26 protein-coding genes are annotated in these 25009 nt (G+C 34.8%); 8 read left to right on the plus strand and 18 right to left on the minus strand.

Annotated elements, in window-relative coordinates:
* Positions 1 to 131: 131 nt before the first annotated feature.
* From O9307_RS03460 to O9307_RS03480, 5 genes are all read right to left on the minus strand, one after another.
* Positions 132 to 2345, minus strand: coding sequence for a B12-binding domain-containing radical SAM protein (locus O9307_RS03460; RefSeq protein WP_298295368.1), 2214 nt, complete (start codon positions 2343 to 2345; stop codon positions 132 to 134).
* Positions 2346 to 2460: 115 nt separating this feature from the next.
* Positions 2461 to 3837, minus strand: coding sequence for an alpha/beta hydrolase (locus O9307_RS03465; RefSeq protein ID WP_298295370.1), 1377 nt, complete (start codon positions 3835 to 3837; stop codon positions 2461 to 2463).
* A 213-nt stretch (positions 3838 to 4050) separates the two neighbouring features.
* Positions 4051 to 4692 carry an SdpI family protein gene (locus tag O9307_RS03470; RefSeq protein WP_298295372.1) on the minus strand — a complete coding sequence of 214 codons (642 nt, stop codon included), beginning with the start codon at positions 4690 to 4692 and terminating at the stop codon, positions 4051 to 4053.
* Between the two features lie 8 nt (positions 4693 to 4700).
* Positions 4701 to 4955: an autorepressor SdpR family transcription factor gene (locus tag O9307_RS03475; protein WP_298295374.1), complete on the minus strand. Its 255-nt coding sequence runs from the start codon at positions 4953 to 4955 to the stop codon at positions 4701 to 4703.
* Between the two features lie 79 nt (positions 4956 to 5034).
* Positions 5035 to 6318 carry an MFS transporter gene (locus tag O9307_RS03480; RefSeq protein ID WP_298295376.1) on the minus strand — a complete coding sequence of 428 codons (1284 nt, stop codon included), beginning with the start codon at positions 6316 to 6318 and terminating at the stop codon, positions 5035 to 5037.
* 326 nt (positions 6319 to 6644) lie between these two features.
* Between O9307_RS03480 and bshC the strand changes: the two genes are divergently transcribed.
* The 3 genes from bshC (at position 6645) to O9307_RS03495 (ending at position 10099) form a co-directional block, all read left to right on the plus strand.
* Positions 6645 to 8288, plus strand: a complete 1644-nt coding sequence (gene bshC, locus O9307_RS03485; RefSeq protein ID WP_298295378.1) for a bacillithiol biosynthesis cysteine-adding enzyme BshC — start codon at positions 6645 to 6647, stop codon at positions 8286 to 8288.
* Between the two features lie 14 nt (positions 8289 to 8302).
* Positions 8303 to 9571, plus strand: a complete 1269-nt coding sequence (locus O9307_RS03490) for a DUF5009 domain-containing protein (RefSeq protein ID WP_298295380.1) — start codon at positions 8303 to 8305, stop codon at positions 9569 to 9571.
* 108 nt (positions 9572 to 9679) lie between these two features.
* Complete coding sequence (locus tag O9307_RS03495) at positions 9680 to 10099, plus strand: nucleoside-diphosphate kinase (protein ID WP_064715300.1); 420 nt, start codon at positions 9680 to 9682, stop codon at positions 10097 to 10099.
* A gap of 94 nt (positions 10100 to 10193) precedes the next feature.
* Here O9307_RS03495 and O9307_RS03500 read toward each other — a convergent pair whose 3' ends face one another.
* The 3 genes from O9307_RS03500 to O9307_RS03510 are packed head-to-tail and all read right to left on the minus strand — an operon-like array spanning position 10194 to position 11406.
* Positions 10194 to 10667, minus strand: a complete 474-nt coding sequence (locus O9307_RS03500) for a hypothetical protein (protein ID WP_298295383.1) — start codon at positions 10665 to 10667, stop codon at positions 10194 to 10196.
* A 21-nt stretch (positions 10668 to 10688) separates the two neighbouring features.
* The gene (locus tag O9307_RS03505; RefSeq protein ID WP_298295385.1) at positions 10689 to 10985 is read right to left on the minus strand and encodes a DUF721 domain-containing protein; all 297 of its coding nucleotides are present in this window, start codon (positions 10983 to 10985) and stop codon (positions 10689 to 10691) included.
* Complete coding sequence (locus tag O9307_RS03510) at positions 10966 to 11406, minus strand: hypothetical protein (RefSeq protein ID WP_298295387.1); 441 nt, start codon at positions 11404 to 11406, stop codon at positions 10966 to 10968. The genes O9307_RS03505 and O9307_RS03510 overlap by 20 nt, the downstream gene beginning before the upstream one ends.
* 235 nt (positions 11407 to 11641) lie before the next feature.
* Here O9307_RS03510 and O9307_RS03515 point away from each other — a divergent pair, with 235 nt between their 5' ends.
* The gene (locus tag O9307_RS03515; RefSeq protein ID WP_298295389.1) at positions 11642 to 12715 is read left to right on the plus strand and encodes a serine hydrolase; all 1074 of its coding nucleotides are present in this window, start codon (positions 11642 to 11644) and stop codon (positions 12713 to 12715) included.
* A gap of 168 nt (positions 12716 to 12883) precedes the next feature.
* Here the strand turns inward: O9307_RS03515 and ftsY are convergent, their stop codons facing one another.
* From ftsY to O9307_RS03565, 10 genes are all read right to left on the minus strand, one after another.
* Positions 12884 to 13837: a signal recognition particle-docking protein FtsY gene (gene ftsY / locus O9307_RS03520; protein ID WP_298295391.1), complete on the minus strand. Its 954-nt coding sequence runs from the start codon at positions 13835 to 13837 to the stop codon at positions 12884 to 12886.
* A 121-nt stretch (positions 13838 to 13958) separates the two neighbouring features.
* Entirely contained in the window at positions 13959 to 14111 is a 153-nt protein-coding gene (locus O9307_RS03525) for a DUF4295 domain-containing protein (RefSeq protein WP_066310049.1), read from the minus strand.
* A gap of 46 nt (positions 14112 to 14157) precedes the next feature.
* Complete coding sequence (rpmG, locus tag O9307_RS03530) at positions 14158 to 14340, minus strand: 50S ribosomal protein L33 (protein WP_017495179.1); 183 nt, start codon at positions 14338 to 14340, stop codon at positions 14158 to 14160.
* 28 nt (positions 14341 to 14368) lie between these two features.
* Positions 14369 to 14605: a 50S ribosomal protein L28 gene (gene rpmB / locus O9307_RS03535; protein ID WP_024980263.1), complete on the minus strand. Its 237-nt coding sequence runs from the start codon at positions 14603 to 14605 to the stop codon at positions 14369 to 14371.
* Between the two features lie 71 nt (positions 14606 to 14676).
* On the minus strand, positions 14677 to 15930 hold the full coding sequence (locus O9307_RS03540; protein ID WP_298295403.1) for a CinA family nicotinamide mononucleotide deamidase-related protein: 1254 nt from the start codon (positions 15928 to 15930) through the stop codon (positions 14677 to 14679).
* Positions 15931 to 15966: 36 nt separating this feature from the next.
* Positions 15967 to 16311: a histidine kinase gene (locus O9307_RS03545; protein ID WP_298295405.1), complete on the minus strand. Its 345-nt coding sequence runs from the start codon at positions 16309 to 16311 to the stop codon at positions 15967 to 15969.
* The gene (locus tag O9307_RS03550) at positions 16311 to 16922 is read right to left on the minus strand and encodes a fumarylacetoacetate hydrolase family protein (protein WP_298295407.1); all 612 of its coding nucleotides are present in this window, start codon (positions 16920 to 16922) and stop codon (positions 16311 to 16313) included. Before O9307_RS03550 ends, O9307_RS03545 begins: the two co-directional genes overlap by 1 nt.
* Positions 16923 to 16997: 75 nt before the next feature.
* Entirely contained in the window at positions 16998 to 17768 is a 771-nt protein-coding gene (locus tag O9307_RS03555) for a 3'-5' exonuclease (protein ID WP_298295408.1), read from the minus strand.
* Positions 17769 to 17941: 173 nt separating this feature from the next.
* Positions 17942 to 19252, minus strand: a complete 1311-nt coding sequence (locus tag O9307_RS03560) for a dihydrolipoamide acetyltransferase family protein (protein WP_298295410.1) — start codon at positions 19250 to 19252, stop codon at positions 17942 to 17944.
* 83 nt (positions 19253 to 19335) lie between these two features.
* On the minus strand, positions 19336 to 20499 hold the full coding sequence (locus tag O9307_RS03565) for a glycosyltransferase family 2 protein (RefSeq protein ID WP_298295412.1): 1164 nt from the start codon (positions 20497 to 20499) through the stop codon (positions 19336 to 19338).
* Between the two features lie 114 nt (positions 20500 to 20613).
* On the opposite strand from O9307_RS03565, the gene O9307_RS03570 reads away from it, so the two are divergent.
* From O9307_RS03570 to O9307_RS03585, 4 genes are all read left to right on the plus strand, one after another.
* Positions 20614 to 21531 (plus strand): T9SS C-terminal target domain-containing protein, encoded by a 918-nt coding sequence (locus O9307_RS03570; protein WP_298295414.1) that lies wholly within the window; start codon positions 20614 to 20616, stop codon positions 21529 to 21531.
* A 77-nt stretch (positions 21532 to 21608) separates the two neighbouring features.
* On the plus strand, positions 21609 to 23471 hold the full coding sequence (locus O9307_RS03575; RefSeq protein WP_298295433.1) for an ABC-F family ATP-binding cassette domain-containing protein: 1863 nt from the start codon (positions 21609 to 21611) through the stop codon (positions 23469 to 23471).
* Positions 23472 to 23550: 79 nt separating this feature from the next.
* The gene (locus O9307_RS03580) at positions 23551 to 24009 is read left to right on the plus strand and encodes an FKBP-type peptidyl-prolyl cis-trans isomerase (protein ID WP_298295416.1); all 459 of its coding nucleotides are present in this window, start codon (positions 23551 to 23553) and stop codon (positions 24007 to 24009) included.
* A 159-nt stretch (positions 24010 to 24168) separates the two neighbouring features.
* Positions 24169 to 24948: a class I SAM-dependent methyltransferase gene (locus O9307_RS03585; RefSeq protein WP_298295418.1), complete on the plus strand. Its 780-nt coding sequence runs from the start codon at positions 24169 to 24171 to the stop codon at positions 24946 to 24948.
* The last annotated feature ends 61 nt before the right edge of the window (positions 24949 to 25009 follow it).

Raw genomic sequence — 25009 nt, forward strand, 5'->3', positions numbered from 1 at the left:
TAAAGAAAACGTTTTCGTAACACAGTTAAAGTAAGTTTTATACAAAAAATTCTAAGTAGCAAACTGTTTTAAAAGAAATAATAAAAATTGGTTTTTCTAACGATAGATTTCGAAAGAAAAATGTAAATAAATTACAAAATTAATAATCCAAAGGAGCGCAACGTTTGCATCGGTTTTGAGTACCAAAACAGCTCAAAATCGGATAAATGGTCTTCAAAATCAGTTTTAATTTCTTGAAAAGAATACACTTTGGATTGTGAAACCGCAATTTTGTCTAAAATAGCAACCAACCATTCGCCTTCGGCTTTATTGGTTTGAACAGCAAAACTTTCTTTTTTATCGTGAAAGGTCAATTTAGCGAGTTCCCAAGAATTGCCTTTTTTGGATTTAGTAAAATATTCAACCGAAGGTTTTCCTCCCAACCAAACTACTTTGGCTGTAGGTTTTGTGGTGAAACTTTCTTCTTCTTGAAGTGCATTAAAAATAAAATCAGGGTGAATTTTGGTTTTTGGAATCTTAAAGTCAAACCATTCTTGCAGCTCAAAGTCGAAACAAATACCGTGCATAAAATTGAACAACGATTTCTTCAGTCCGAAACTAAATTTTTCGTGGTCAATACCTGTTTTGTCGGTATAATTAATGTCATTGATGGCAAAAATATCCTCCCCCGACCCCTCCAAAGGAGGGGAGATTGGAACAACACCAAATTTTTCTGGATACAATCCCACGGGGCTGTGGGCCGTCATGGCAAACTGATGCCAAAATCCGGATTGCAACACTCCCGCTTCAAACAATTGACGCACCATTTCGAGACTGTCTATCGTTTCTTGAACCGTTTGGGTTGGGTACCCGTACATCAAATACGCATGCACCATAATACCTGATTCCGTAAAATTGCGAGTCACTTTGGCCACTTGCTCAACCGTTACTCCTTTATCAATTAATTGCAACAATCGGTCAGAAGCTACTTCCAAACCACCTGAAACTGCTATACAACCTGAAGCTTTGAGTAATCGACATAAATCGGCCGAAAAACTTTTCTCAAAACGGATATTCGTCCACCAAGTAACCGATAATTTTCGGCGTAAAATTTCGAGTGCTAAAGCTCGCATTAAAGCTGGTGGTGCTGCTTCGTCAACAAAATGAAAGCCATTCTGACCTGTTTGTGTCATCATTTCTTCCATTCGATCACACAACAAATTGGCAGCTATAGGTTCGTAGATTTTGATGTAATCCAAAGAAATGTCACAAAAAGTACATTTACCCCAATAACAGCCATGCGCCATCGTTAACTTGTTCCAACGCCCATCGCTCCACATCCGATGCATCGGATTCACGACTTCGATCACCGAAATGTATTGATCCAACAGCAAATCCGTATAATCTGGAGTGCCGACTTGCGATTGCTTATAATCGGGTCTAGTAGAATTATTTTTATAAACGACTTTACCGCCTTCTAGAATAAAAGTTCTTTTATAGGTTCTATTCTCCCCTCCTTCGGAGGGGTCGGGGGAGGATAAGAGTTCTATTGGTAATTCCCCGTCATCCAAAGTAATGAAATCGAAAAACTCAAACACTCGAGCGTCCGAAAGCGAACGCAATTCGGTATTGGGAAAACCACCTCCCATGGCAATTTTGATATTCGGATAGTGCTTTTTCACCCATTGTGCCGAACGAAAAGCGCTGTACAAATTCCCAGGAAAAGGCACAGAAATCAGCATTAATTCAGGTTGAATTCTGGTTATTTTTTCTTCCAAAATAGATAGTAAAATACCATCAATATAGCTAAGTTCCTTTTGCAAAGCCTCGTACAGCTCGTCGAATGAATTGGCGCTTCGGCCCAAACGCTCGGCATAGCGACTAAAACCAAAGTTTTCATCGACACATTCGACTATAAAATCCGAAATATCTTCAAGGTACAAAGTTGCCAAATGTTTGGCTTTATCCTGTGTTCCCATAGTACCAAAAGCCCAATCCAACTCCTCCAATTGCGCAAAACGAGAGGCTTCGGGTAAATAGTCTTCTTGACAAATTTGCAAAGCCAAGGTTGGATTTTTGCCTTGCAAAAAAGCAATCACTGAATCTATGGTTTTGAGATATTCGTCTTGTAAGGCAATTATACGTTGACTATTTATGGTTTTTGGTTTATGGTTTGTTGTTGCTTGACCAAAAACTCCTTGTAATCCTTCTCTCGAAAACAATTTCAAAATCACCTCAATACCCAAATCCGCTTGCTCCGAGGGCACTTCAAGGGTATTCAAAAATCCTTTGATATACGCCGTCGCTGGATACGGGGTATTCAGTTGCGTAAACGGTGGCGTGATGAGGAAGAGTTTTGGTTTCAAAAGAAAAAATTTTGATACAAAAATAAGGGATATTTAATAACTTTAGAATTCTAATAAAAGTAATAAACACAAAAAGCCCAATAAATTGGACTTCTTACTTACACTGTAAATCCTATTACTTCACTTGAATCAAAATCCATTTGGAAATTTCTTCTAATGCAATTGGAGAGAATGTTTGTTCAATGGTTTCATATTCGTTCATTAAACCTGTTTTGCATTCTTGAAACAAATGGTTCAAATTTGGTACTACTTTAGTTGTTACATTTTTATTCCCGCCTTTAGCCAATGCTTTCTTAATAGCATCAATATTTACATCGGAGGGAACTTGATAATCTTTATCACCGTTGAGTACTAGAACTGGGCATTCTACTTTTTGTAAGACAGTTTCAGGATCAAATTTTAGAAAAGAAACAAACCAAGGACTTGTGATTTGTGATGTTATTTCACTTATTTGTCCCTCATTCAATTTGTCTCCAAATTGAACTTTGAAATAACTATTTATTTTAGATTTAAGACTAGAATCATTTTCTGTAGAAATCAAAACCATTTCATAAGCTCCCTTGAAAATTTCTTGAGCCTTTTGAATTTCTTTTTCAGGAACTCCCATTTGGCGTTCTATCTTTTCTTTTTGCAAAAGCAATAATTTATCACCGCGAATTCCAGTTCCTGCCAACAATACAATGAAGTTAATATCCTTTGAATTCGCCGCAACAATTGGCGCAATCAAACCACCTTCGCTGTGGCCGATTAATCCGATCTTGCTTTTAAGGATTTCTTTTCTGGTTTTCAAATAATCGACTCCTGCCTTAACATCTTTAGCAAAATTCATAGTGGTTGCCGATTTAAAATCACCAGTTGATTTGGCAACTCCCCTATCATCAAATCGCAATACTGCAATTCCTTTTTTGGTTAGATAATCAGCTAAAACTAGAAAGGGTTTATGTCCCAACAACTCTTCATCTCTGTTTTGAGGACCACTTCCTGTAATCAAAATTACAGCGGGAAAGTGACCTTCTTTTTGAGGCAAACTTAAGGTCCCAGCCAAAATATTTTTATCAATTTTATTTTCAAACACTACTTCCTCTGTATAATACGGATAAGGTTTTTGTGGTTCTTGAGGTCTTATTAGTGCTTTTTTTTCAATGCTATCTCTTGACATATTCAAAGCTAAAGATTGACCTGCTTGCGAAAAATTACCCACAATTATATGCTCCTTATTTAATTTTCCTTCATAACTAATAGCAGCTGCTGGTATTTGCAACTTCAAAACAGCATTTTCAAAACTGGTTGTCGTTACTGGAATCCCTTTTGCACCTTGATCGGGACTGTCCATTGTGGAACTATAACCGTTTTCGGTTTTAGCGATATTAAAAACCACTCTTAACTGTCCTCTGGGAATTTTTAAAACTCCATTCCATTGACCAGAAATTTCTTGTCCGAACATTGTAAAAGAAGCTAGAATTACTATAATAAAAAATACGGTTTTCTTCATTTTAGTTGACTTTATTTTAAAATTAATATTAAATAGTTAAAAAATGGAACTCAATTATTTTTGCATTTTCTTCTTTTGAATAATGTTATAAAGGCAACATTTTCCTCTTTAGCCTCGATTGAAATGGAAAGCGGGACGATGCTTGCAAAAAAACCTAACCTTTCTGCTCCAAACAATTAATTGAACTTAAGCAAGAAATACTTACTCTTTTTACTATATTTCCTTAAACTTAATATAGGAATATACTATTGGGACAACGGTAATAATTCCTGTAACTGTTAAGATAAGATACACTATAAAATCTTCTGGAATAAAAAAACAAAAAATAGTAATCATTGCTCCACCTATTACCCATAATTTTCCTGCCATTTGATGGGTTAGCTTCCAAACTTCTTCGCTCTCTAACGTCCAAGGAGTTCTAATCCCCACAAAATAGTTCTGTTTAATGACTTTAAAATAATTTCCTAAAGCCATAAACAGAAAACCAATTAAAGAAACAATAATGACAGGACTAGACATAGATTGATTTTTTGCACTGAACAAAATAAATAAAGCTAGCACTGAAGTGAAGAAAACTAAAATTAATCTAAGGCTTTTGTATTTATTACCCATCATACCAATCTTATTTTTAGGGTCAATTTTAGGGGCCAACAACATAATTCCATAAGTTAAAACGGGCAACATAAAAAGTAATCCAATCAAGGAAAATTTGTCTCCCCAACCATCAACTTCTCCCTTTAAATTCCAATGAATAGGTACTTTTTCTGGCAAGGAATTCCATATATAAGCCAAATAAACAAAGGGGACTAGCACTAAAAGTATCGAAAACCATTCTTTTTGTAACGTATTTTTCATAATTGAGTTTATTTTTTAAAAGTTAAAATCCATTGTAGAACATCGTCCATTATAGTGGTGTTGATTGAATAAATTACAAACTGACCCAATTTTTGAGAAGTAATTAAATCGGCTTGCTTCAATAAATCTAGATGATGCGAGATACTGGGTTTACTGATATTAAAGTGATCCGCAATTTCTCCAGCAGTCCTGTCCTTTTCTTTCAAAAGATTCAGAATTTCGCGCCTAGTGGCATCATTAAGGGCTTTAAAAATAACGTTCATCAATTTATGATTATATATTTAGACAAATATCTAAATGTTATTTTAAAAGTACACCAAAAACTTATATTATTTTTTAAAATTAAAACTGATGACTTTTTCTAGAAATCATAAAAAGAGAACCTAAACTCAACAAAGCAGCCCCCGTCAAATAATACCCCACATATGAAATATCATAATCCGTAGCCAGCCAAATGGCAATCATAGGAGCAAAAGCAGCACCAAATATTCCTGCTAAATTAAAGGTCAAGGAAGCTCCTGAATAGCGCACTTGTGTAGGAAACAACTCAGACAAAAAGGTGCCTAAAGGGCCATAGGTAAATCCCATCAACGCCATTCCGATACAAACGAAAACAGTTACTAGTACAGCACTTCCTGAACTGAGAAAAAATTGGAAGAAAAAACCAAAAACAGCTATGGCAATAGTAGCCCAAACCAGCATTTTGCGACGCCCAATGGTATCTGCAACCACTGCCGAAACAGGAATGAACAGCGCAAAAAAGAGCACAGAGAACAACTGAATCAACAAACCCTCTCTTTTGGTGAAACCCAAATCAGAGGTCGCCCAACTTAACGTAAATACCGTCATTAAATAAAAAACCAAAAAAGTAGTCACTGCCGCCAATGTTCCAAAAATCAATTGATTCTTGTATGAGGCGAGTAAGGTTAAAAAAGGGATTTTTACTTCTTCTTCTACTTTTTTAGCCTGTTCAAAAGAAGGTGTTTCAGAAATTTTAGTCCGAATATAAAAACCAACCACTACCAAAAGTGAACTAGCGATAAAGGGAATTCGCCAACCATAATTCATAAAATCTTCATTGGTCATACTATCCGTTAAAAGCAAAAAAGTACCTCCCGAAAGTAACAAGCCTATAGGAGCACCTAACTGTGGGAACATACCATACCAAGCTCTTTTATTCGGTGGCGCATTTTCGATGGCTAGTAAAACAGCTCCTCCCCATTCGCCTCCAAGACCAACGCCTTGTCCAAAACGACAAAGCATCAACAATAAAGGTGCAGCTATACCTATACTAGCATAACTTGGAAGAAAACCAATAGCAACAGTAGAAACTCCCATCGTTAGTAATGCGGCTACCAAGGTAAATTTACGACCTATCTTATCCCCAAAATGTCCAAAAAAAGCCGAACCCAAAGGTCTTGATAAAAAAGCAATAGAAAACGTAGCTAGTGACTGCAACGTAGCCATAGTAGCATCTGTGCTCGGGAAAAAAAGTTGGGGAAACACCAATACCGCGGCATTGGCATAAATATAAAAATCAAAAAACTCAATGGTCGTTCCTATCAAACTGCCAAAAAGTACATGTTGCAATGAATTTTTTCCTTTAGTAGGAGTATCTTGAGTCATTAGTTGTGGTTTTAGTTAGTAGTTAAGAATTAAAATAAGCCATTGGGTGAAATTAAAATAAAAAAAAACCACATAGAATCATAGATTAACACTAAATAAGTAAAGAATAAATAGAAATAGTACTATTTCACACATAGCATAGCTATGTGAATAGTAAAACGTCTATGATTTTCTTTTAAAACTATAAATTCTATGTTTCACCTATGTGGTAAAAAATAATTTCACCCAACGGGTTACAATAATAAGTTAAAATGCAATGCTATTCAAAAAGGGAAGCCATTTAATTCCGCTTTTTTTGGTAATTTAGCCCTAAATCTATTTTAATTATGCCATCCGACTGTATCAGCTTTCAAAATTCTGGATATTTTTCCTCACTAATCAATGATTATTTAGACCAAAAACCAAACGTACAGCCTTTGTACCATCGCTTCCCAACTCTTGAAAACTTTGGCCCTCAAATAGAAGAAAAGAAAGCTAACTTCCCCTCCCCAGCCCTCCCCGAAGGTGAGGGAGCAGCAATAAACAACAAAACCGTTTATTGCAAGAAAAGAGCTATTTTAGTTGCTGCTTTAGAAGCACAATATGCCAAAATCAATGCTTCATCGGCAACTTTAAACAACATTAAACTTTTAAATCATTCCAATACGTATACCATTACAACAGGTCATCAACTGAATTTATTCAGCGGACCTTTGTATTTTCTTTACAAAATAATTTCGACCATCAATCTGACTAAGGAATTACAACAACAATATCCTGAACAAAATTTTGTTCCAATCTATTGGATGGCTACCGAAGACCATGATTTTGAAGAAATCAATTACTTTACTTTTAAAGGGAAAAAATTCTGTTGGAACAGAGAAAGTACTGGACCAGTAGGCCGATTATCTACAGAAGGTCTTGAAGATTTTTTAACCATTTTTTCGCTAGAATTAGGGAGCAGTACTAATGCTGAAACGTTAAAAACACTATTTCAAGATGCTTATTTGAAGCATACCAATTTAGCAGATGCGACCAGATATTTAGCCAATACTCTATTTGGCGACTACGGATTAGTCATTTTAGATGCTGATGATGCCAATCTAAAAAGACAATTTATTCCATTCATTAAGGAAGAGGTAATTAAGCAAACGGCTTTTTCAAAAGTAAATGAAACTATCCATCAAATGGGTAACTATACCGTTCAAGTGAATCCTCGTGAAATCAATTTGTTTTATATAGAAGATGACTTGAGAGAGCGTATTATTTTTGAAGACGGATTGTACAAAATAAACAATACTAAAATTCAGTTTTCAGAACAAGAACTACTCGCTGAATTGGAACGCCATCCTGAAAAATTTAGTCCCAATGTAGTGATGCGTCCTTTATATCAAGAAGCGATTCTACCTAATCTAGCCTATATTGGCGGTGGCGGAGAAATAGCCTATTGGTTAGAATTGAAATCATTTTTTGATGCAGTAAAGGTGACTTTCCCAATACTCATTGTACGTAACTCCGTAGTTTTGGCTACTGAAAAACAGCTAAAAAAAGCCGATGCCTTAGCCTTGACTTGGAGCGATTTATTCCAAAAACAAGCGCAATTAATCAACAACAAGACAAAACAATTATCGGAATTTTCAATAGATTTGAGCGATTTGAAACAGCAATTACAACAACAGTTTCATGCCCTACACGAACTCACTTCTAAAACCGATCGTTCTTTTGAAGGCGCCGTAAAAGCGCAGGAAATAAAACAAACCAAAGGACTAGAACAACTTAAAAAACGATTGCTAAAAGCACAAAAACGAAAATTAGCCGATAGTTTGAGTAGAATCACAGCGCTTCAAAATGAACTTTTCCCCAACCAAAGTTTGCAAGAACGTCAAGCTAATTTTGCTGAATTTTATTTAGAAAATGGCGAGCAACTACTTCCTAAATTGGTTGATGAAATAAAGCCTTTGTCTACCAATTTTACCATTATTACCTTTTAAAACCTACTTTTTTCATGAGCAAAGACCGACTGATTTCATTGGATGTATTTCGAGGATTAACTATTTTATTAATGACTGTTGTCAATAATCCTGGAAGTTGGTCCACGATTTATGCTCCCTTACGTCACGCAGAATGGCACGGCTGTACCCCAACCGATTTGGTATTTCCATTTTTTGTTTTCATTATGGGAACCGCCATTGCTTTTGCCATGCCTACTAAAACCTACGACAGCTCAACCTTCAACAAAATCTTTGTTCGTTCGTTGCGGATGATAAACCTAGGCTTGTTCTTTAATTTTTTTGGCAAGATTCAGTTTTTTGATCTCGAAGGAACGCCATTAATGATCATTCGCCTACTCATAACTGCCATTGTTGGTTATGCTTTAATGGGGAATTTCAATCAAAAAACCAAAACCTATTTGGCCATTGGATGTTTTATTCTTTTTATGTTCCTTGCTTACAGCGGTATCCCAGCTTATGAAAACGTACGTCTTCCTGGGGTTTTACAGCGTATCGGGATTATATATTTCATCGCTTCTCTTTTATATTTAAAAACTACGCCCAAAATGCAACTCATCGTAAGCAGTGTTTTATTAGTGGGCTATTGGGCGCTAATGACATTAGTTCCTGCGCCAGGCTTTGCAGTTACCAATCTCGAAAAAGGAACCAATTTAGCTACTTGGGTGGACCAAATGGTACTATCAGGACATGTTTGGGAAGCTACCAAAACTTGGGATCCTGAAGGAATTTTAAGTACTATCCCTGCTATAGTAACAGGCTTATTAGGCCTTCAAATTGGGCAATTACTCAATATGAATATATCCAAAAAATCAAAAGCACAAAAAATGCTTAGCATTGGAGCATCATTGCTGCTCTTGGGTTGGCTTTGGAATTTTGTATTCCCAATCAATAAAGCCTTATGGACCAGTTCGTATGTACTTTATACCGCTGGATTGGCCACGCTTATCTTGACGATTTTATACTATTGCATCGACCTACTCAACTTCAAAAAAGGAATCACGCTATTTTTGGTTTGGGGAGTTAATCCTATGATTGTTTTCTTTTTATCACAAATCATTCCTCAAGCTTTGGTAATGATTTCGGTTCAAAATCCAAAAAACAACACTCCAATCGACTTTTGGACCTACAGTTATGAATTTGGAGTTTTGCCTCATTTCCAAAATCCAATGAATGCTTCGCTGGCCTTTGCTTTGCTTTATGTAGGTTTTTGGAGTCTTTTATTGTGGTATTTCTACCAAAAGAAACTGTTTTTTAAAGTATAATCACACTATTTTATCGCATAATCAAAAATTTGACTTAAAAATGACAATTTCACAAATTGTATTTGCAAAAAAAGTCTATTTTTGCACCAAATTTTAAAAAACCAAAAAATGGCTACAAATAGAACTTTTACAATGATTAAGCCTGATGCTGTAGAAAACGGACACATCGGAAACATCTTAGCAATGATTACAAATGCAGGTTTCAAAATTGTTTCTTTGAAATTAACGCAATTGACTGTTGCTGACGCACAAGCATTTTACGCAGTACACTCAGCTAGACCTTTCTTTGGAGAATTAGTAGAATTCATGACTCGTGGTCCTATCGTTGCTGCCATTTTAGAAAAAGAAAATGCAGTGGAAGATTTCAGAACTTTAATCGGAGCAACTAATCCAGCTGAAGCTGCAGAAGGAACTATCCGTAAAGCTTACGCAACTTCTATCGGAGAAAATGCAGTTCACGGTTCTGATAGCGACGAAAATGCTGCTATCGAAGGTGCTTTCCACTTTGCTGGAAGAGAGCAATTCTAAATCAGTGTTCAGTAAACAGTTTTTAGTGGGCAGTAAAATGCACTAAAAATAGTTATCTCATAAAAAAATCCCGTTTCAATTGAAACGGGATTTTTTATTTAAAAAGATTACTCCATTCTTCTTTAACATCATAGTCATTAACTCCAAAATTGATTAATCTTTCAATAAGTATTTTTTTTAATTCACCATAATTAGAATGATAGAATTCAGAAATACAGACAACTCTTTTTCCTTTTTGAAGAATAAAAAGGTTTTCAGAAACACCAAGTTTTCCAGACTCAAACAAGCTTACAAACCCATCTAAACTATTTAAAGCATATGATTCTGATTTACCTAACCCAAAATAACGTTTTACAACTACACATTGTTGATCAATTGTTACTCTATGCGCCCTAGTTCTAAAAACTGTTCCCCAAAAAACCAAGATAAAAAACAAGCACAAAATAGGAAGAGTCATCGTTGCATAGGGTGAATTATAACAAAGATAAATAAGCATAACGGGCAAAATACTAATATAAGATGCTAATAAAATCGGCAAGAATTTAAACTTCGAAACTGTACTCATCATATTTTTTTAAACTCAACAAAACTACCTCAATACCACGTCTCTAACCACATCACGACGCAATTCCTCATTAATCATCTTAATGATTTTTGATTTACCGTGACTCAGTTCTTCCCGTAAAACAGAAGAAGACAATTCAACATACAAAACGGTTCCTTTCAAAATCACGTTTTTGGTATAATGATTCACACCGTTCCCCATCAAATTTTTCCAAGCCTCACGTACATCAATCTGGTTAAGACCTGTTTGCAGTTTATTAACTTCAATAATATGCTTCAAAACATCACCTACCGTATTCTGATCATTTAGTCGTTTTGCCATTGTCAATAATTTTTATCGGACCTGTTTTTTTATAGTGATACTCTTTTTGCTCTGAATTTTTTAAGACCAATTCCTTTGCATCAATCTTTACCAATTCCTCTGACCATTGCGCAAAATCAGTCTTGAAATCAAGAAAAATTTGATCATCTTTCTCTCGAATACGAATCGTTTCTACCAAATCATTCGCCTGAAACGTACCGTCCAATTGTGGCATTACTTTCTTTCTAAATCCAGTATCGCCTTTTATTTCAAAATAATCAAAACTATCATTGCTCGGGTATTCTTTATCGGCACCTTCTTCAAAAACCACTTTCTCAATCTCCCAATACCCATTCAACAAAGTCACAGATTCCTTCTCAACTTTAGGTTGACACCCTAAAAAAACCAAACAAAGGGTTACAAATACAACTATTTTTTTCATATTATTATTGACTTATATTTTTTAGGAGCTACCTCCTGCTGTCCACTATATCTTGTCGTCCCGAACCCCGGGACCACAAGGATGCCGTTCCCATCAGGGCTAGTAACTATGTGCAAAATCAGACGCAATTGCAACACTACAAAGTACGAAGAAAACAAATTAGGAAACAAAAAATAAAAGGGTTTCGTTAAACTATTTTTCACTATTATTGTCTAATCTCAAAACCAAAAAAATTATGAAAAAATTCTTAACCATCATAATTGTCTTGCTAACTTTCGTCAATTGTAGCACCGAAAAAGCCGACACACCTTCCACCGATGCAACCACAAAGACTTATTTTCCACCTATAACAGGAACAATTTGGGAAACCAAAACCATCGAGAGTTTAGGCTGGAAACCCACAGCCGTACAACCCTTATTGGATTATTTAACCCAAAAAAGCACCAAAGGCTTTATCATCTTGGTCGACGGAAAAATAGTACTCGAAAAGTATTTTAATGGTCATAGCGCCAACACCTCTTGGTATTGGGCAAGTGCGGGAAAAACACTCACTACCGCCATTACAGGCATTGCGCAACAAGAAGGCATGGTGAACATCAACGCTAAAGTGTCTGATTACTTAGGAACAGGATGGACTAGTCTCCCCATAGCCAAAGAAAACCTAATCACTAACAAACATCTCCTTACCATGACTTCAGGCATAGAAGACCTTGCCAATGGTGACGCCGTCGATCCTGCAAGCTTGCAATACAAAGCCGATGCAGGAACTAGGTGGGCCTATCATAATGTATATGTAAAACTGCAAGATGTTATAGCAAAAGCCACAAAGCAAACTTGGTCAGGATACTTCAACACCAAGCTTAGAGACAAAATTGGAATGGAAGGTTCATGGATTCAGATGGACAACAATAGCGTGTATTGGAGCACCACTCGAAGCATGGCGCGCTTTGGTTTATTAATGCTAAACAAAGGAAAATGGGAAAACAACACCATCTTAAACGAAGCGTTTGTATCCGAAGCCACCAGCACATCTCAAAATCTTAACTTTTCTTATGGATACTTATGGTGGCTCAACGGTAAAGAAAGTTACCGCCTACCGCAAACTCAATTAGTATTCAAAGGGAGTTTAGTACCTAGCGCCCCAACAGATATGTATATGGCTTTGGGCAAAAACGATCAAAAAATCTATGTAATTCCAAGTAAAAACATGGTAGTAGTAAGAATGGGAGAAGCTGCGGACAACGCTAACCTAGCCTTATCAGATTTTGACGAAGTCCTATGGAGTAAAATAAAAGCCTTGTATTTATAATTACTTGCTAGTAATCTTTTTATAAAGACCTATTAAAAAAAGAACTACACCAGTTCCAAGAAAAAAACCATATGCAAAATCTATTTTGCCTCGAACTAAATTGGCTAAAACAAAACAGATTAAGCTAAAAAAATAAAGGTATAACGGACTTATACTTTTCATACCAAACTATTTAAAGAAAGAATCTACAAATTCATACTTATTAAAGACTTGTAAATCTTCAATTCCCTCACCTACTCCAATATATCTTACAGGAATCTGGAACTGATCCGAAATACCAATCACAACACCACCTTTAGCAGTTCCGTCTAATTTCGTAACTGCAAGAGAAGTAACTTCGGTAGCAGCGGTAAATTGTTTGGCTTGTTCAAAAGCGTTTTGACCCGTAGAACCATCCAATACCAAAAGTACATCATGAGGCGCATCAGCAACCACTTTTTGCATCACACGCTTCACTTTTGATAGCTCATTCATTAAATTAATTTTATTATGCAAACGTCCAGCAGTATCAATAATCACAACATCAGCATTTTGAGCCACTGCAGATTGCAAAGTATCAAAAGCTACAGAAGCCGGGTCACTTCCCATCTCCTGACGCACTATAGGCACTCCAACACGGTCAGCCCAAATCTGCAATTGATCGATGGCTGCCGCACGGAAAGTATCCGCCGCTCCAAGAACTACATTGTATCCTGACTTTTTAAACTGATAAGCCAATTTACCAATAGTAGTGGTTTTACCGACTCCATTCACGCCAACCACCATCAACACATAAGGTTTAGTATTCACTGGAATAACAAACTCTGTTGCTTCACCATTATTGGTTTCAGATAACAATCCTGCAATTTCTTCTTGAAGAATTCCATTTAACTCATCAACCCCTAAATATTTATCTGTTGCAACACGATTTTCAATACGTGTAATAATTTTTAAAGTAGTAGCAACTCCAACATCAGAAGCAACTAATATTTCCTCCAGATTATCTAAAACATCATCATCTACTTTTGACTTTCCAGCCACAGCTTTGGTCAATTTAGTAAAAAAGTTAACTTTTGTTTTCTCAAGACCTTTATCTAAAGTCTGTTTCTTTTCGGAGGAAAATATACGTTTAAAAAAACTCATTTTTTGTTAGGTTAAGTATGTCATCAAAGGAAAAATTCCTTACTTTATTTGAAAGGGTAAATATAAAAAATAAAAAAGCTACTTCCGAAAGAAAGTAGCTTTTATATAAAATGTATGTAAATTATTTCTTTTTCAAGAATTCATCAACTGCTTCAGGAGCCATAATAGATTCAACGAATGTATATGCACCAGTTTTTGGAGATTTTACCATTTTAATGGCTTTTGATAATCTTTTAGAAGCGGTTTGTAACGATGCTACGGTTTTCTTTGCCATGATTCAAATGTTATTTGAAATTTTTATAAATAAAAATCTCTAATTATTATTTAATTTCTTTGTGAACAGTTACACGTTTCAAGATTGGATTAAATTTTTTAATCTCTAATCTATCTGGAGTATTTTTTTTGTTCTTTGTTGTTATGTATCTTGAAGTTCCTGCAACACCAGAAGTTTTGTGCTCAGTACATTCTAAAATTACTTGGATTCTATTACCTTTCTTTGCCATCTTGCTATATATTTATTTAGGAAAAAGATTATTTTATAAATCCTTCTGATTGCGCTTTTTTCAAAACAGCAGCAATTCCATTTTTGTTAATTGTTTTTATCGTAGATGCTGCTACTCTAAGAGTAATCCATCTATCTTCTTCTGGAAGATAAAAACGCTTTTTCACTAAGTTTACAGAAAACTTTCTCTTAGTTTTATTCATAGCGTGAGAAACGTTATTTCCTACCATCGCTCTTTTACCTGTAAGGTCACAAACTCTTGACATTATGCTTATCTTTTATCGTTATTCAAAATCAGGGTGCAAAGAAAAGAAAAATAAACGGATGAAACAAAAAATTATAACACATTTTTTAAAATTTCTTTTTGCAACATTTCCAAACTCTTAGTAACCGCTCTATCTATTACTTTTTCTCGGGGTTGTCCAAAATTAAAGCCCTCAACTATGACACCATTGGGTGTGGCCAAACCAATAAAAACACTACCAACACTAGCATCCGAATCCCCTTTTGATGGTCCAGCATTACCCGTTGTAGCAATTGCATAATCCGTTTCGAAGATTTTTTGACAATTTATTGCCATTTCTTTTGCTACTTCTGCACTAACAACACTATGCGCTTCTATAGTGGACAAAGAGACTTCTAACAACTTCGTTTTCATCTCGGTAGCATAAGCCACCACACTCCCTTTAAAATAATTTGACGCACCTGGGACACCTGCAATTGATTGTGCAATTTTCCCTCCCGTGCAACTTTCCGCCGTAGCTAAAGTCTTATTTTTTAAAGTTAATTGTTTTCCAACTACAAACTCTAGCGTTTCCTCTTCATCAAAACCAACAATAATATCCCCAATTAGCGTACTCAAAGTAGCTAATCGACGCTCCAATTCTGTTTCCAAAACTTGTTTATCTTTACCTTTTGCCGTTAACCGCAATCGAACCCTTCCTGGGGCAGGCAAATACGCTAATTTTATAAAACTTGGCAAATCATTCTCCCAATCTTCTATACGTTCCGCTACCAAACTTTCCCCTTGACCATAAGTCAAAACGGTTTTATGAATAATAAAAGGTCGCTCGTATTCCACAACAAGCTTGGGTACTAGTTGATAATCTACCAAATATTTCATTTCGTAAGGAACACCTGGTAAAGAAACAAAAACCGTTTGCCCTTTTTTAATCCACATTCCCGGCGCAGTACCAACTTCATTATGCAAAATAACGCATTTTGAAGGAACCAAAGCCTGATCTTTATTCATTTGAGAGGCTTCTCGTTGCAACGCTTTTTCAATTAAAGCAATCACATGAGCCTCTACCTCAACATTGCGTATGAGTGTATCATCAAAATAATCACAGATAGTTTTTTTGGTAATATCATCTTTGGTAGGCCCTAAACCACCTGTAATAACAACCACATCAACAGTATCTTGCATTAAAGCAAAAGTGTCTAAAATAGCTTGTTTATCATCGCTTATAGACAACATTTCTACGACCTCAATTCCTATTCTATCCAAGGCTTTAGCAATATAAGCCGAATTGGTATCAACAATTTGACCAATAAGAATTTCGTCACCGATAGTAATTATGGCTGCTTTCATTTAGTAAAAATTGAAATGATTTAAGAGTAAAGTTAACTACAAGTCAAAATCCTTTTTGATTTCTTTTACCGCATCTTTAACACGCTGCTTGACACTTTTAAAAGTCTCAATAATATCTTTTTTTCTTCCTTCTGCTTTAGTCCAAGCTTCTACCTGAAGAATTTCTTCAAAAGCCACATTTAAACCAATTAAATCCAAGGTAGGCTTGATTTTGTGCGCATATGCATACGCTTTTTTATGATCTTTTTCGTTAATTCCTTCTTTGATCTTTTTCAAATCCTGAGGAACTTCGGTAACAAATAAGATCAAAATTTGCTGGACAAATTCTGGATCATTATCGGAAAGTGCATACACTTTGGAGAGGTTGTATTTTAAAGCCATTATTTTACTTGTATTCTAAATAGTTGTTGTCCTTCTAAAAATCCTTCTAAAATATCATTTGGACGAACAGATGCTACTCCTGCTGGCGTACCAGTAAAAATAATGTCTCCAATTTTCAAAGTAAAAAACTGAGAAACGTAAGCAATCAACTCGTCAATCGCCCATAACATATGACTTGAGCAGCCTTTTTGAACTGTCTGTCCGTTATTGGTCAACTCAAATGTAAGATTTTCTAATGAACTAAATTGCGTTTTGGGTAAAAATTCTCCAATCACCGCCGATCCATCAAAAGCCTTTGCTTTTTCCCAAGGCAACCCTCTTTGTTTTAGTTTTTCCTGTAAATCTCTTGCTGTAAAATCAATTCCAACACTAATTTCATCATAATATTTATGTGCAAACTTAGGTTCTATGTATTTTCCAACTTTACTAATTTTTACAATCAACTCAATTTCGTGATGAATATCTTCCGAAAATTCTGGAATCACAAATGGATGCTGCTTTAGCAAAATAGCCGAATCAGGTTTCATAAAAACCACCGGTTCTGTTGGTCGTTCGTTTTTTAACTCTTCTATATGGTTGGCATAATTTCTGCCTATGCAAATTATTTTCATAACTTAAGTGAATAGTAAAAAGTAAAAAGTAATTAGCAAACACATACTATTCACTAATTACTTTCACTAATCACTCTATTTTGTGTTTAACTTTCTTAATTTAATCGCTGTAAGCACTTTTTTGGTATACAGAGGAAAATCAGCATTTTGAATCCAACTAAAATACCCTGGTTCAGCCTCCAATACTTTTTCAACCTTAACACCTTTGTGTTTGCCAAAGGTAAAAATCTCTTCGTTGTCTTTATCAAAAGCTATCATCCCAGCAAAATCGGCTATTTTTTTTCGCGTGGTGAACTCTGACAAGACTTTCATATCGTTTTCCAACTCGGGATAACGATCCAATTGCGCTTTTAAAATTTCATAGGTCGCCATGGTATCCGCCTCAGCAGAGTGGGCGTTTTCGAGGGAATTCCCAGTATAAAACTTTAAAGCTGCTGCTAATGTTCTCTCTTCTTTTTTATGAAAAATCGTTTGAACATCCACTGATACGCGATTTTTCATATCAAAATCAACTTCTGCCCTTAACAACTCTTCAGCTAATAAAGGTATATCAAAACGATCTGAATTGAATCCCGCCAAATCACTGTCTTTTATCATTGAGTACACTTGTGATGCTAGCTCATTAAAAGTTGGCTCATTGGCTACTTTTTCATTGGTTATCCCATGTACCGCAGTAGATTCAGCTGGGATTGGAATCGTTGGATTCACTAACCATGTTTTACTTTCTTTGTTTCCGTTTGGAAAAACTTTAAAAATTGAGATCTCTACAATACGATCTTTTCCAATATCAATCCCAGTTGTTTCAAGATCAAAAAAACAAATTGGTCTATTTAGTTTCAGTTCCATTTTTGGTATTTATAAGAATGCAAATATAATTCTTTAAAAATGATTAAATACAAGTGTTTAACCATTTTAGAATAAAACAAATGACATTGCAAGCTAAAAAAAATTAAAACACAAAAAAACCGACAATTGAAATTTTCAACGTCGGTCTCTTCTGTTTTTTGTTTTATGGAGAATTAAAAATCTCTATTTACATCAAAAGCTTCTAAATATTCAGCAACTCGTTTTACAAAACTTCCACCCAAAGCTCCATCCACCACTCTATGGTCGTAAGAATGAGACAAGAACATTTTTTGACGAATTCCAATAAAATCACCTTCTGGGGTTTCAATAACCGCAGGCACTTTTCTAATGGCACCTAAAGCTAAAATACCCACTTGTGGCTGATTGATAATTGGTGTTCCAAAAACAGAACCAAAAGTTCCCACATTAGTAACAGTATAAGTTCCTCCTTGCGTATCGTCTGGTTTTAATTTTCCAGCTTTAGCACGATTTCCTAAATCATTCACCGCTTTCGCCATTCCAACTAAATTCAATTGGTCTGCATTTTTGATAACAGGAACAATTAAATTTCCGTTTGGTAAAGCTGCTGCCATACCTAAATTGATATTTTTCTTTTTGATGATAAAATCACCATCAACAGAAATATTCATTCCTGGGAAATCTTTTAATGCTTTGGCAACCGCTTCCATAAATATAGGAGTAAAAGTCAATTTCTCACCTTCTCTCTTTTCAAAAGCGGATTTAACTTTGTCTCTCCATTTTACAATATTCGTCACATCAACCTCAATAAATGATTGTACGTGAGCCGAAGTTTGAACAGAAGCTACCATATAACCTGAAATTAGCTTACGCATTCTATCCATTTCTACAATTTCGTCTCCTCCATTAACAGAAACTGGAGCTGCTTTTGCCGCTACTGGTGTCGCCACAGGTGCGATGGTATCGACCATTAAGGATGGCGTTGCAGTAACTTTAGGTTGATTTCCTCTATTTTTAATGTATTCTAAAATATCTGCTTTGGTAATTCTTCCTCCTTTTCCTGTTCCAGAAATAGTCTGAAGTTCTGCTATAGAAATACCTTCTTCTTTTGCGATATTTTTTACCAAAGGCGATAAAAACTTATCCGATTCGGTAAAATCTACTGGAGCAAGTACCGTTTCTTTGGCTACTTCTATCGCTTTTTCGATGACTACTACTTCTTCTGGTACTTCATTCGCAACAACAGATTCCGTAACTGCACCACCTTCGGTTTCAATAATAGCAATGGTTTGCCCTACTTGAACCAAATCATTTACCTGAAATAATTGCTCAACCAACACTCCCGAAACTTCGCTTGGGACTTCGCTATCCACTTTATCTGTTGCAATTTCTAAAACTGCTTCATCCGCTTCAATTTTGTCTCCAACTTGTTTCAACCAATTGGTAATGGTTGCTTCTGCAACACTTTCTCCCATTTTTGGAAGCTTTAATTCAAATCTTGCCATATTATTAACCTAAAAGGTGTTTTTTATTTTTCGCTTGCGAAATTAATAAATAATTTAAATATAAATTACATTTAATGTAATTTTTACCGAATTTTTAAAATCATACCTCTTTCGTTATTATTATTACTTCCAATCAAAAAATTAGAACTTTTTGGGATAATTTTAAAAGTAAATCCTTGATTTTTTAGCGATTCTAAAATCGTGAGGCATTCTTTAAAAGAAATATCCTCATTATCAAGAATTATTTCTGTTCTTTCATTTGTTTTAAAAAGACACGAATTTACCATTTTTTCTCCTTCAAAAGGTTGCAAAACGACTTTTTTTCCTAAAACAGACTCTAATTCTTCCACCAATTTATCATTTGAAGACAACAACAAATAATGATTTGGCGCTTTGATTTTTTTGGATTTTCCTTGTATTCTTTTTAATGCCGAAAAAAAGAAAATACCTATCTGCATAAATAGCTCAAAGAAAAACGGAACCTTAAAATGTTTTTGATAAAAAAAACGCATCGCTTGTTGAAAGCGTTTCATATAAGCGCCGTCTTTGATAGTGCTTTCTCCTTTATAATGCAAAACAGTAGTATCGTGAAAATAAAAATTGTCTTTCCCTTTTTGTAACACTAAATAGGACAAATCGATATCATCGGAATACATAAAGCAGTTTTCATCGAATCCACCGACTTCAAGATAGACTTTTCTTGACATAAACATAAAAGCACCGACTAATATATCTACTTTGCCTGTTTGATTTGACCGAAGATGAGAAGCATAATATTTGGTAAAGAAAGAGACCTTAGGAAAACATCGATACAAACCCATTATTTTTGTAAAAGCTACCCAAGGTGTTGGAATCCCACGCTTACTTTCTGGTAAAAAATTACCTGAGCCATCAACCAATTTTACCCCGACAATTCCAAGATTTTTTTGTGCTTTGGCAAAAGCCAATACTTTTACAAAAGTATCCTCAGCAACTACAGTGTCTGGGTTCAAAATACAGATATACTCCCCTTGAGCTGCTGCTACTCCAATGTTATTGCCAATTGAAAAACCTAGATTTTCGCTATTTTGAATGAGTTTGACTTCTGGAAAACGCGTTTGCATCATAGCACAACTATCATCGGAAGAAGCATTATCGACAACAATAATTTCGCCTTCAATGTTTTCTAGCGCTTTTTGAACGCTAAGTACACATTGTTCCAAGAAATAGCGAACGTTGTAGTTAAGAATGATAATTGATAGTTGCATAATACAAATGTAATTTGAAAACCTTCTTTTAAAAATTTAAATAATAATTCTTATTCAGAAAAAAATGCCACAAATGTATTTGTTTATTTTTACAACATCATTCGAAAAAATACTATGAAAAATTTTTTATTTATATTGTTTTGTATTTCAAAATCCTACAGCCAAAGCTACACAAATAGCAACAGCAAAGAAACACCTTCAAGTATAAAAACAATAAAAATAAAATCATCCGTAAAATTATCAGATACAATAAAAGAAACCTCTGGTTTATTGTTCTTTGACAATCAACTATGGACTCATAATGACGATAGCGGTGCTACAATTTATGGACTAAATACTTCAGGTGCAATTCAGAAAAAAATCACGCTCAAACAAATCAATAACAAGGATTGGGAGGCCATCTTTCAGGATAGTTTATACATTTATATAGGTAACTTTGGCAACAATTACAAAGGCAATAGAAAAGATTTAAGTATTTACAGAATTGAAAAAAAATCGTTTTATGACACCACACCCATCATTGACACTATCGCTTTTTCGTATGCTAAACAAACCGATTTCTCTGCCCAAAAAGCAAATACTACCAACTTTGATTGTGAAGCTTTTGTGATTTTAAAAGACAGTATTTATTTGTTTACTAAAGAATGGAGTTCAAGAAAAACTAGCATCTATTCATTACCAAAAACACCTGGGAATTATACAGCGCAGCACCAAGAAACACTCAATGTAAAAGGATTAATTACAGACGCAACTGTAGTACCAACAAAAAAAGGCATCGTTTTATGTGGTTATTCCAAAACACTTCAGCCCTTTGTTTTTGTAATAGATGATTATCAAAACAATGCCTTTTGGAAGGGTAAAAAACGTAAAATAAAAATTAAACTTCCGTTTCATCAAATTGAAGGAATCACAACCGATGACGGCAAAATATTTTATCTAACCAACGAAGCAACTATAAAAAAACCTTTCATAAACACTTCTCCGCAATTACACACTCTCGATTTGAGTAGCTTTTTAAAGTCACAAAACTAGAAGTAACACCTAACCATTTGAATAGTAAGGATAGCAACTTCCGTTTTAAAAACTTACTTTTGCAAAAAATTACACTCGTGAATTACCTTTCTGTAGAAAATATATCAAAATCTTTTGGAGAACGAACACTCTTTAAAGACATTTCGTTCGGAATCAACAAAGACCAAAAAATTGCTTTTATTGCTAAAAATGGTTCTGGAAAAACAACAATAATGAGCATTATTAATGGTCTTGATGAACCTGATACTGGGCAAGTTGTTTTAAGAAAAAGCATCAGAATGGCTTTTTTATCTCAGGATAATAAATTACAAGACGAATTAACAATCGAGGAAAGTATTTTTGCTTCCGATAACGAAAGTTTGAAAGTTATTGAAGCCTATGAAAAAGCGCTAGAAAACCCAGAAGACGAAGAAGCTTACCAAAAGGCTTTCGACGCTATGGACCGTCATAATGCTTGGGATTTTGAAACACAATACAAACAAATTCTATTCAAATTAAAACTAGAGGACTTCAAACTTAAAGTAAAAAGTCTCTCTGGAGGTCAAAAAAAGCGATTATCACTAGCCATTATCTTGATTAATCGCCCAGATTTATTGATTCTTGACGAACCAACGAATCACCTCGATTTGGAAATGATTGAATGGTTGGAGAGCTATTTTGCAAAAGAAAACATCACCTTGTTTATGGTTACACACGACCGTTTCTTTTTGGAGCGCGTATGTAATGAAATCATTGAACTCGACAACGGAAAAATATACCAATACAAAGGCAATTACTCTTATTATTTAGAAAAGAAAGAAGAACGTATTGCCTCAGAAAATGCTAGTGTAGATAAAGCTCAAAATTTATTTGTAAAAGAGCTTGAATGGATGCGTCGTCAACCAAAAGCCAGAACTACAAAATCCAAATCACGTCAAGACGATTTTTATGTAATTAAAGAAAAAGCACAAAGTCGTAGAAAAGAAAACGTAGTTGAACTCGAAATTAATATGGAGCGAATGGGAAGTAAAATCGTAGAGCTTCATAAAATTTCCAAAAAGTTCAAGGATCACGTTATTCTAGATAATTTTAGTTATGATTTTCAACGTGGTGAACGTATCGGAATTATTGGCAAAAACGGAACTGGAAAATCAACCTTCTTAAACCTACTTACTGGCACACTTCCTTTAGACAATGGAAAAGTGGTAGTTGGAGACACAATCAAAATTGGATATTACACACAAAGCGGTATCAACCCAAAACCAGGACAACGTGTAATTGATGTAATTAAGGAGTACGGAGAATTCATCCCTTTAGCCAAAGGAAGAATGATTTCTGCATCACAATTATTAGAACGTTTTCTATTTGATGCAAAAAAACAATACGATTATGTAGAAAAATTGAGTGGCGGCGAATTAAAACGATTGTATTTATGTACCGTATTAATTCAGAATCCAAACTTTTTGATTCTGGATGAACCAACAAATGATTTAGACATTGTAACGCTGAATGTCTTAGAAAGTTTTCTTTTAGATTACCCAGGTTGTTTGGTGGTGGTATCGCACGATCGTTATTTTATGGATAAAATCGTAGACCAATTATTTGTATTTAGAGGACAAGGCGAAATAGAAACTTTCCCTGGAAATTACTCAGACTTTAGAGCTTATGAAGACAGTAACGATGTGATTCAAAAAGAAGACAATAAAGCAGAAAAAAAAGAATGGAAGCAAAATAATCCATCGGGAAATTTAACGTTCAACGAACAAAAAGAATTCCAAAAAATTGAACGCGAAATCAAAGATTTAGAGCTAGAAAAAGCAAAAATAGAACAACTTTTCTCAGACGGAAAAGTTGCCGATGCAGAAATCGAGAAAAAAGCCAAAGAATTAGAAAACATCATCAAAAAAATTGAAAGCAAAGAAGAACGCTGGTTTGAACTTTTAGCCAAATCAGAAGGATAATATTTTTAAAGTTTTCTTAAATATTTTTCCATAAAATACCGAAAGCTTATTTTAGCGATTATTAAAAATTATAGTAAAAATGAAAAAATTAACATCAGCATTTATGCTCCTAACCTTATTTGTTTCTTGTAGTTTAGACAAAAACGAAGTGGTTGACTATACTGCACAAAACGAACAAGAAATCAAAGATTATCTCACTAAAAATAATTTATCAGCCAAAAGAACAAATTCAGGTTTATATTATATCATCAATGAAGAAGGCACCGGAGAACATCCTACAGCCACTTCTAATGTTACGGTGATTTACAAAGGATATTTTACTAATGGAACTGTGTTTGATCAAAGTAAACCCGAAGGTTTTACTGTTGGACTTAATCAAGTAATCAAAGGATGGACAGAAGGAATTCCGTATTTTAAAAAGGGAGGTAGTGGCGTTCTTTTGGTTCCGGCGCATCTTGGTTACGGGAGTTTTGATTATGGGCCAATTCCAGGAGGCTCGGTTTTATTATTCGACATAAAATTGGTTTCGATAAACTAATTCTGAAACCAAAAAACATAGTAAAGTCACAACTAGAATTATTTTGTTGTGACTTTTTTTTGTGCTTTGATGCAAATTCTTCTTTTTTGTGTTTTTCTTTGCAGCAAGAGTTGTATGGATCTTTTTAAACTTTCAGCTATTAAAATCTTTTGACACTATATGCTTTTTCAAATAAAATCCTATTTACATTTCCTTTGGAACTCCAAAAACGAACATGGGGTGCATTCGCCTTTCGTTTTTTCTTTAGTCACAAAATGTTTTTATGACAAAAAAAACAAACCCGAATATGCCATTATAAAAGACTACCGATTGGCATTACTAAAAAACAAAAACACTATCAATGTTACTGATTTTGGGGCCGGTTCAAGAGTTTTCAAATCCAATACCCGACAAATTGCTCAGATTGCAAAAACTGCTGGTATTTCGTCAAAACGAGCCAAGTTATTATTCCGAATAACACAGTATTTTCAGCCAAAATCAATTTTAGAAATCGGTACTTCCTTGGGATTGGCGACTTCTGCTCTAGCTTTAGGCAATCCAAAGGCCAAGCTAACGACTCTAGAGGGCTGTCCCGAAACTTCAAAAATAGCCAAAGAGCAATTTCAACAATTCAACTTTAACACAATTGAATCAATTACTAGTCAATTCGAATCATTCTTGAATACTGATAATCTCTATTTAAAAAACTATGACCTCATTTACTTTGACGGCAATCATTCAAAAGAAGCAACTTTAGCTTACTTTGAACAATTATTACCGACCATAAACAATGAAACCCTTTGGATTTTTGACGATATTCATTGGTCATCAGCTATGGAAGAAGCTTGGGAACAAATAAAAGAACACCCAAAGGTTCGAGTTACAATAGACACCTTTCAGTGGGGATTAGTTTTTTTTAGAGAAGAACAAGCCAAAGAGCATTTTACAATTCGCTTATAAAAAAAATTAAAATTACGATAAAGTTGTAACGGAAATCAAATTCGGTCAACTAATAAAAATC

The organism is Flavobacterium sp., from assembly GCF_027531905.1.
Lineage (GTDB): Bacteria > Bacteroidota > Bacteroidia > Flavobacteriales > Flavobacteriaceae > Flavobacterium.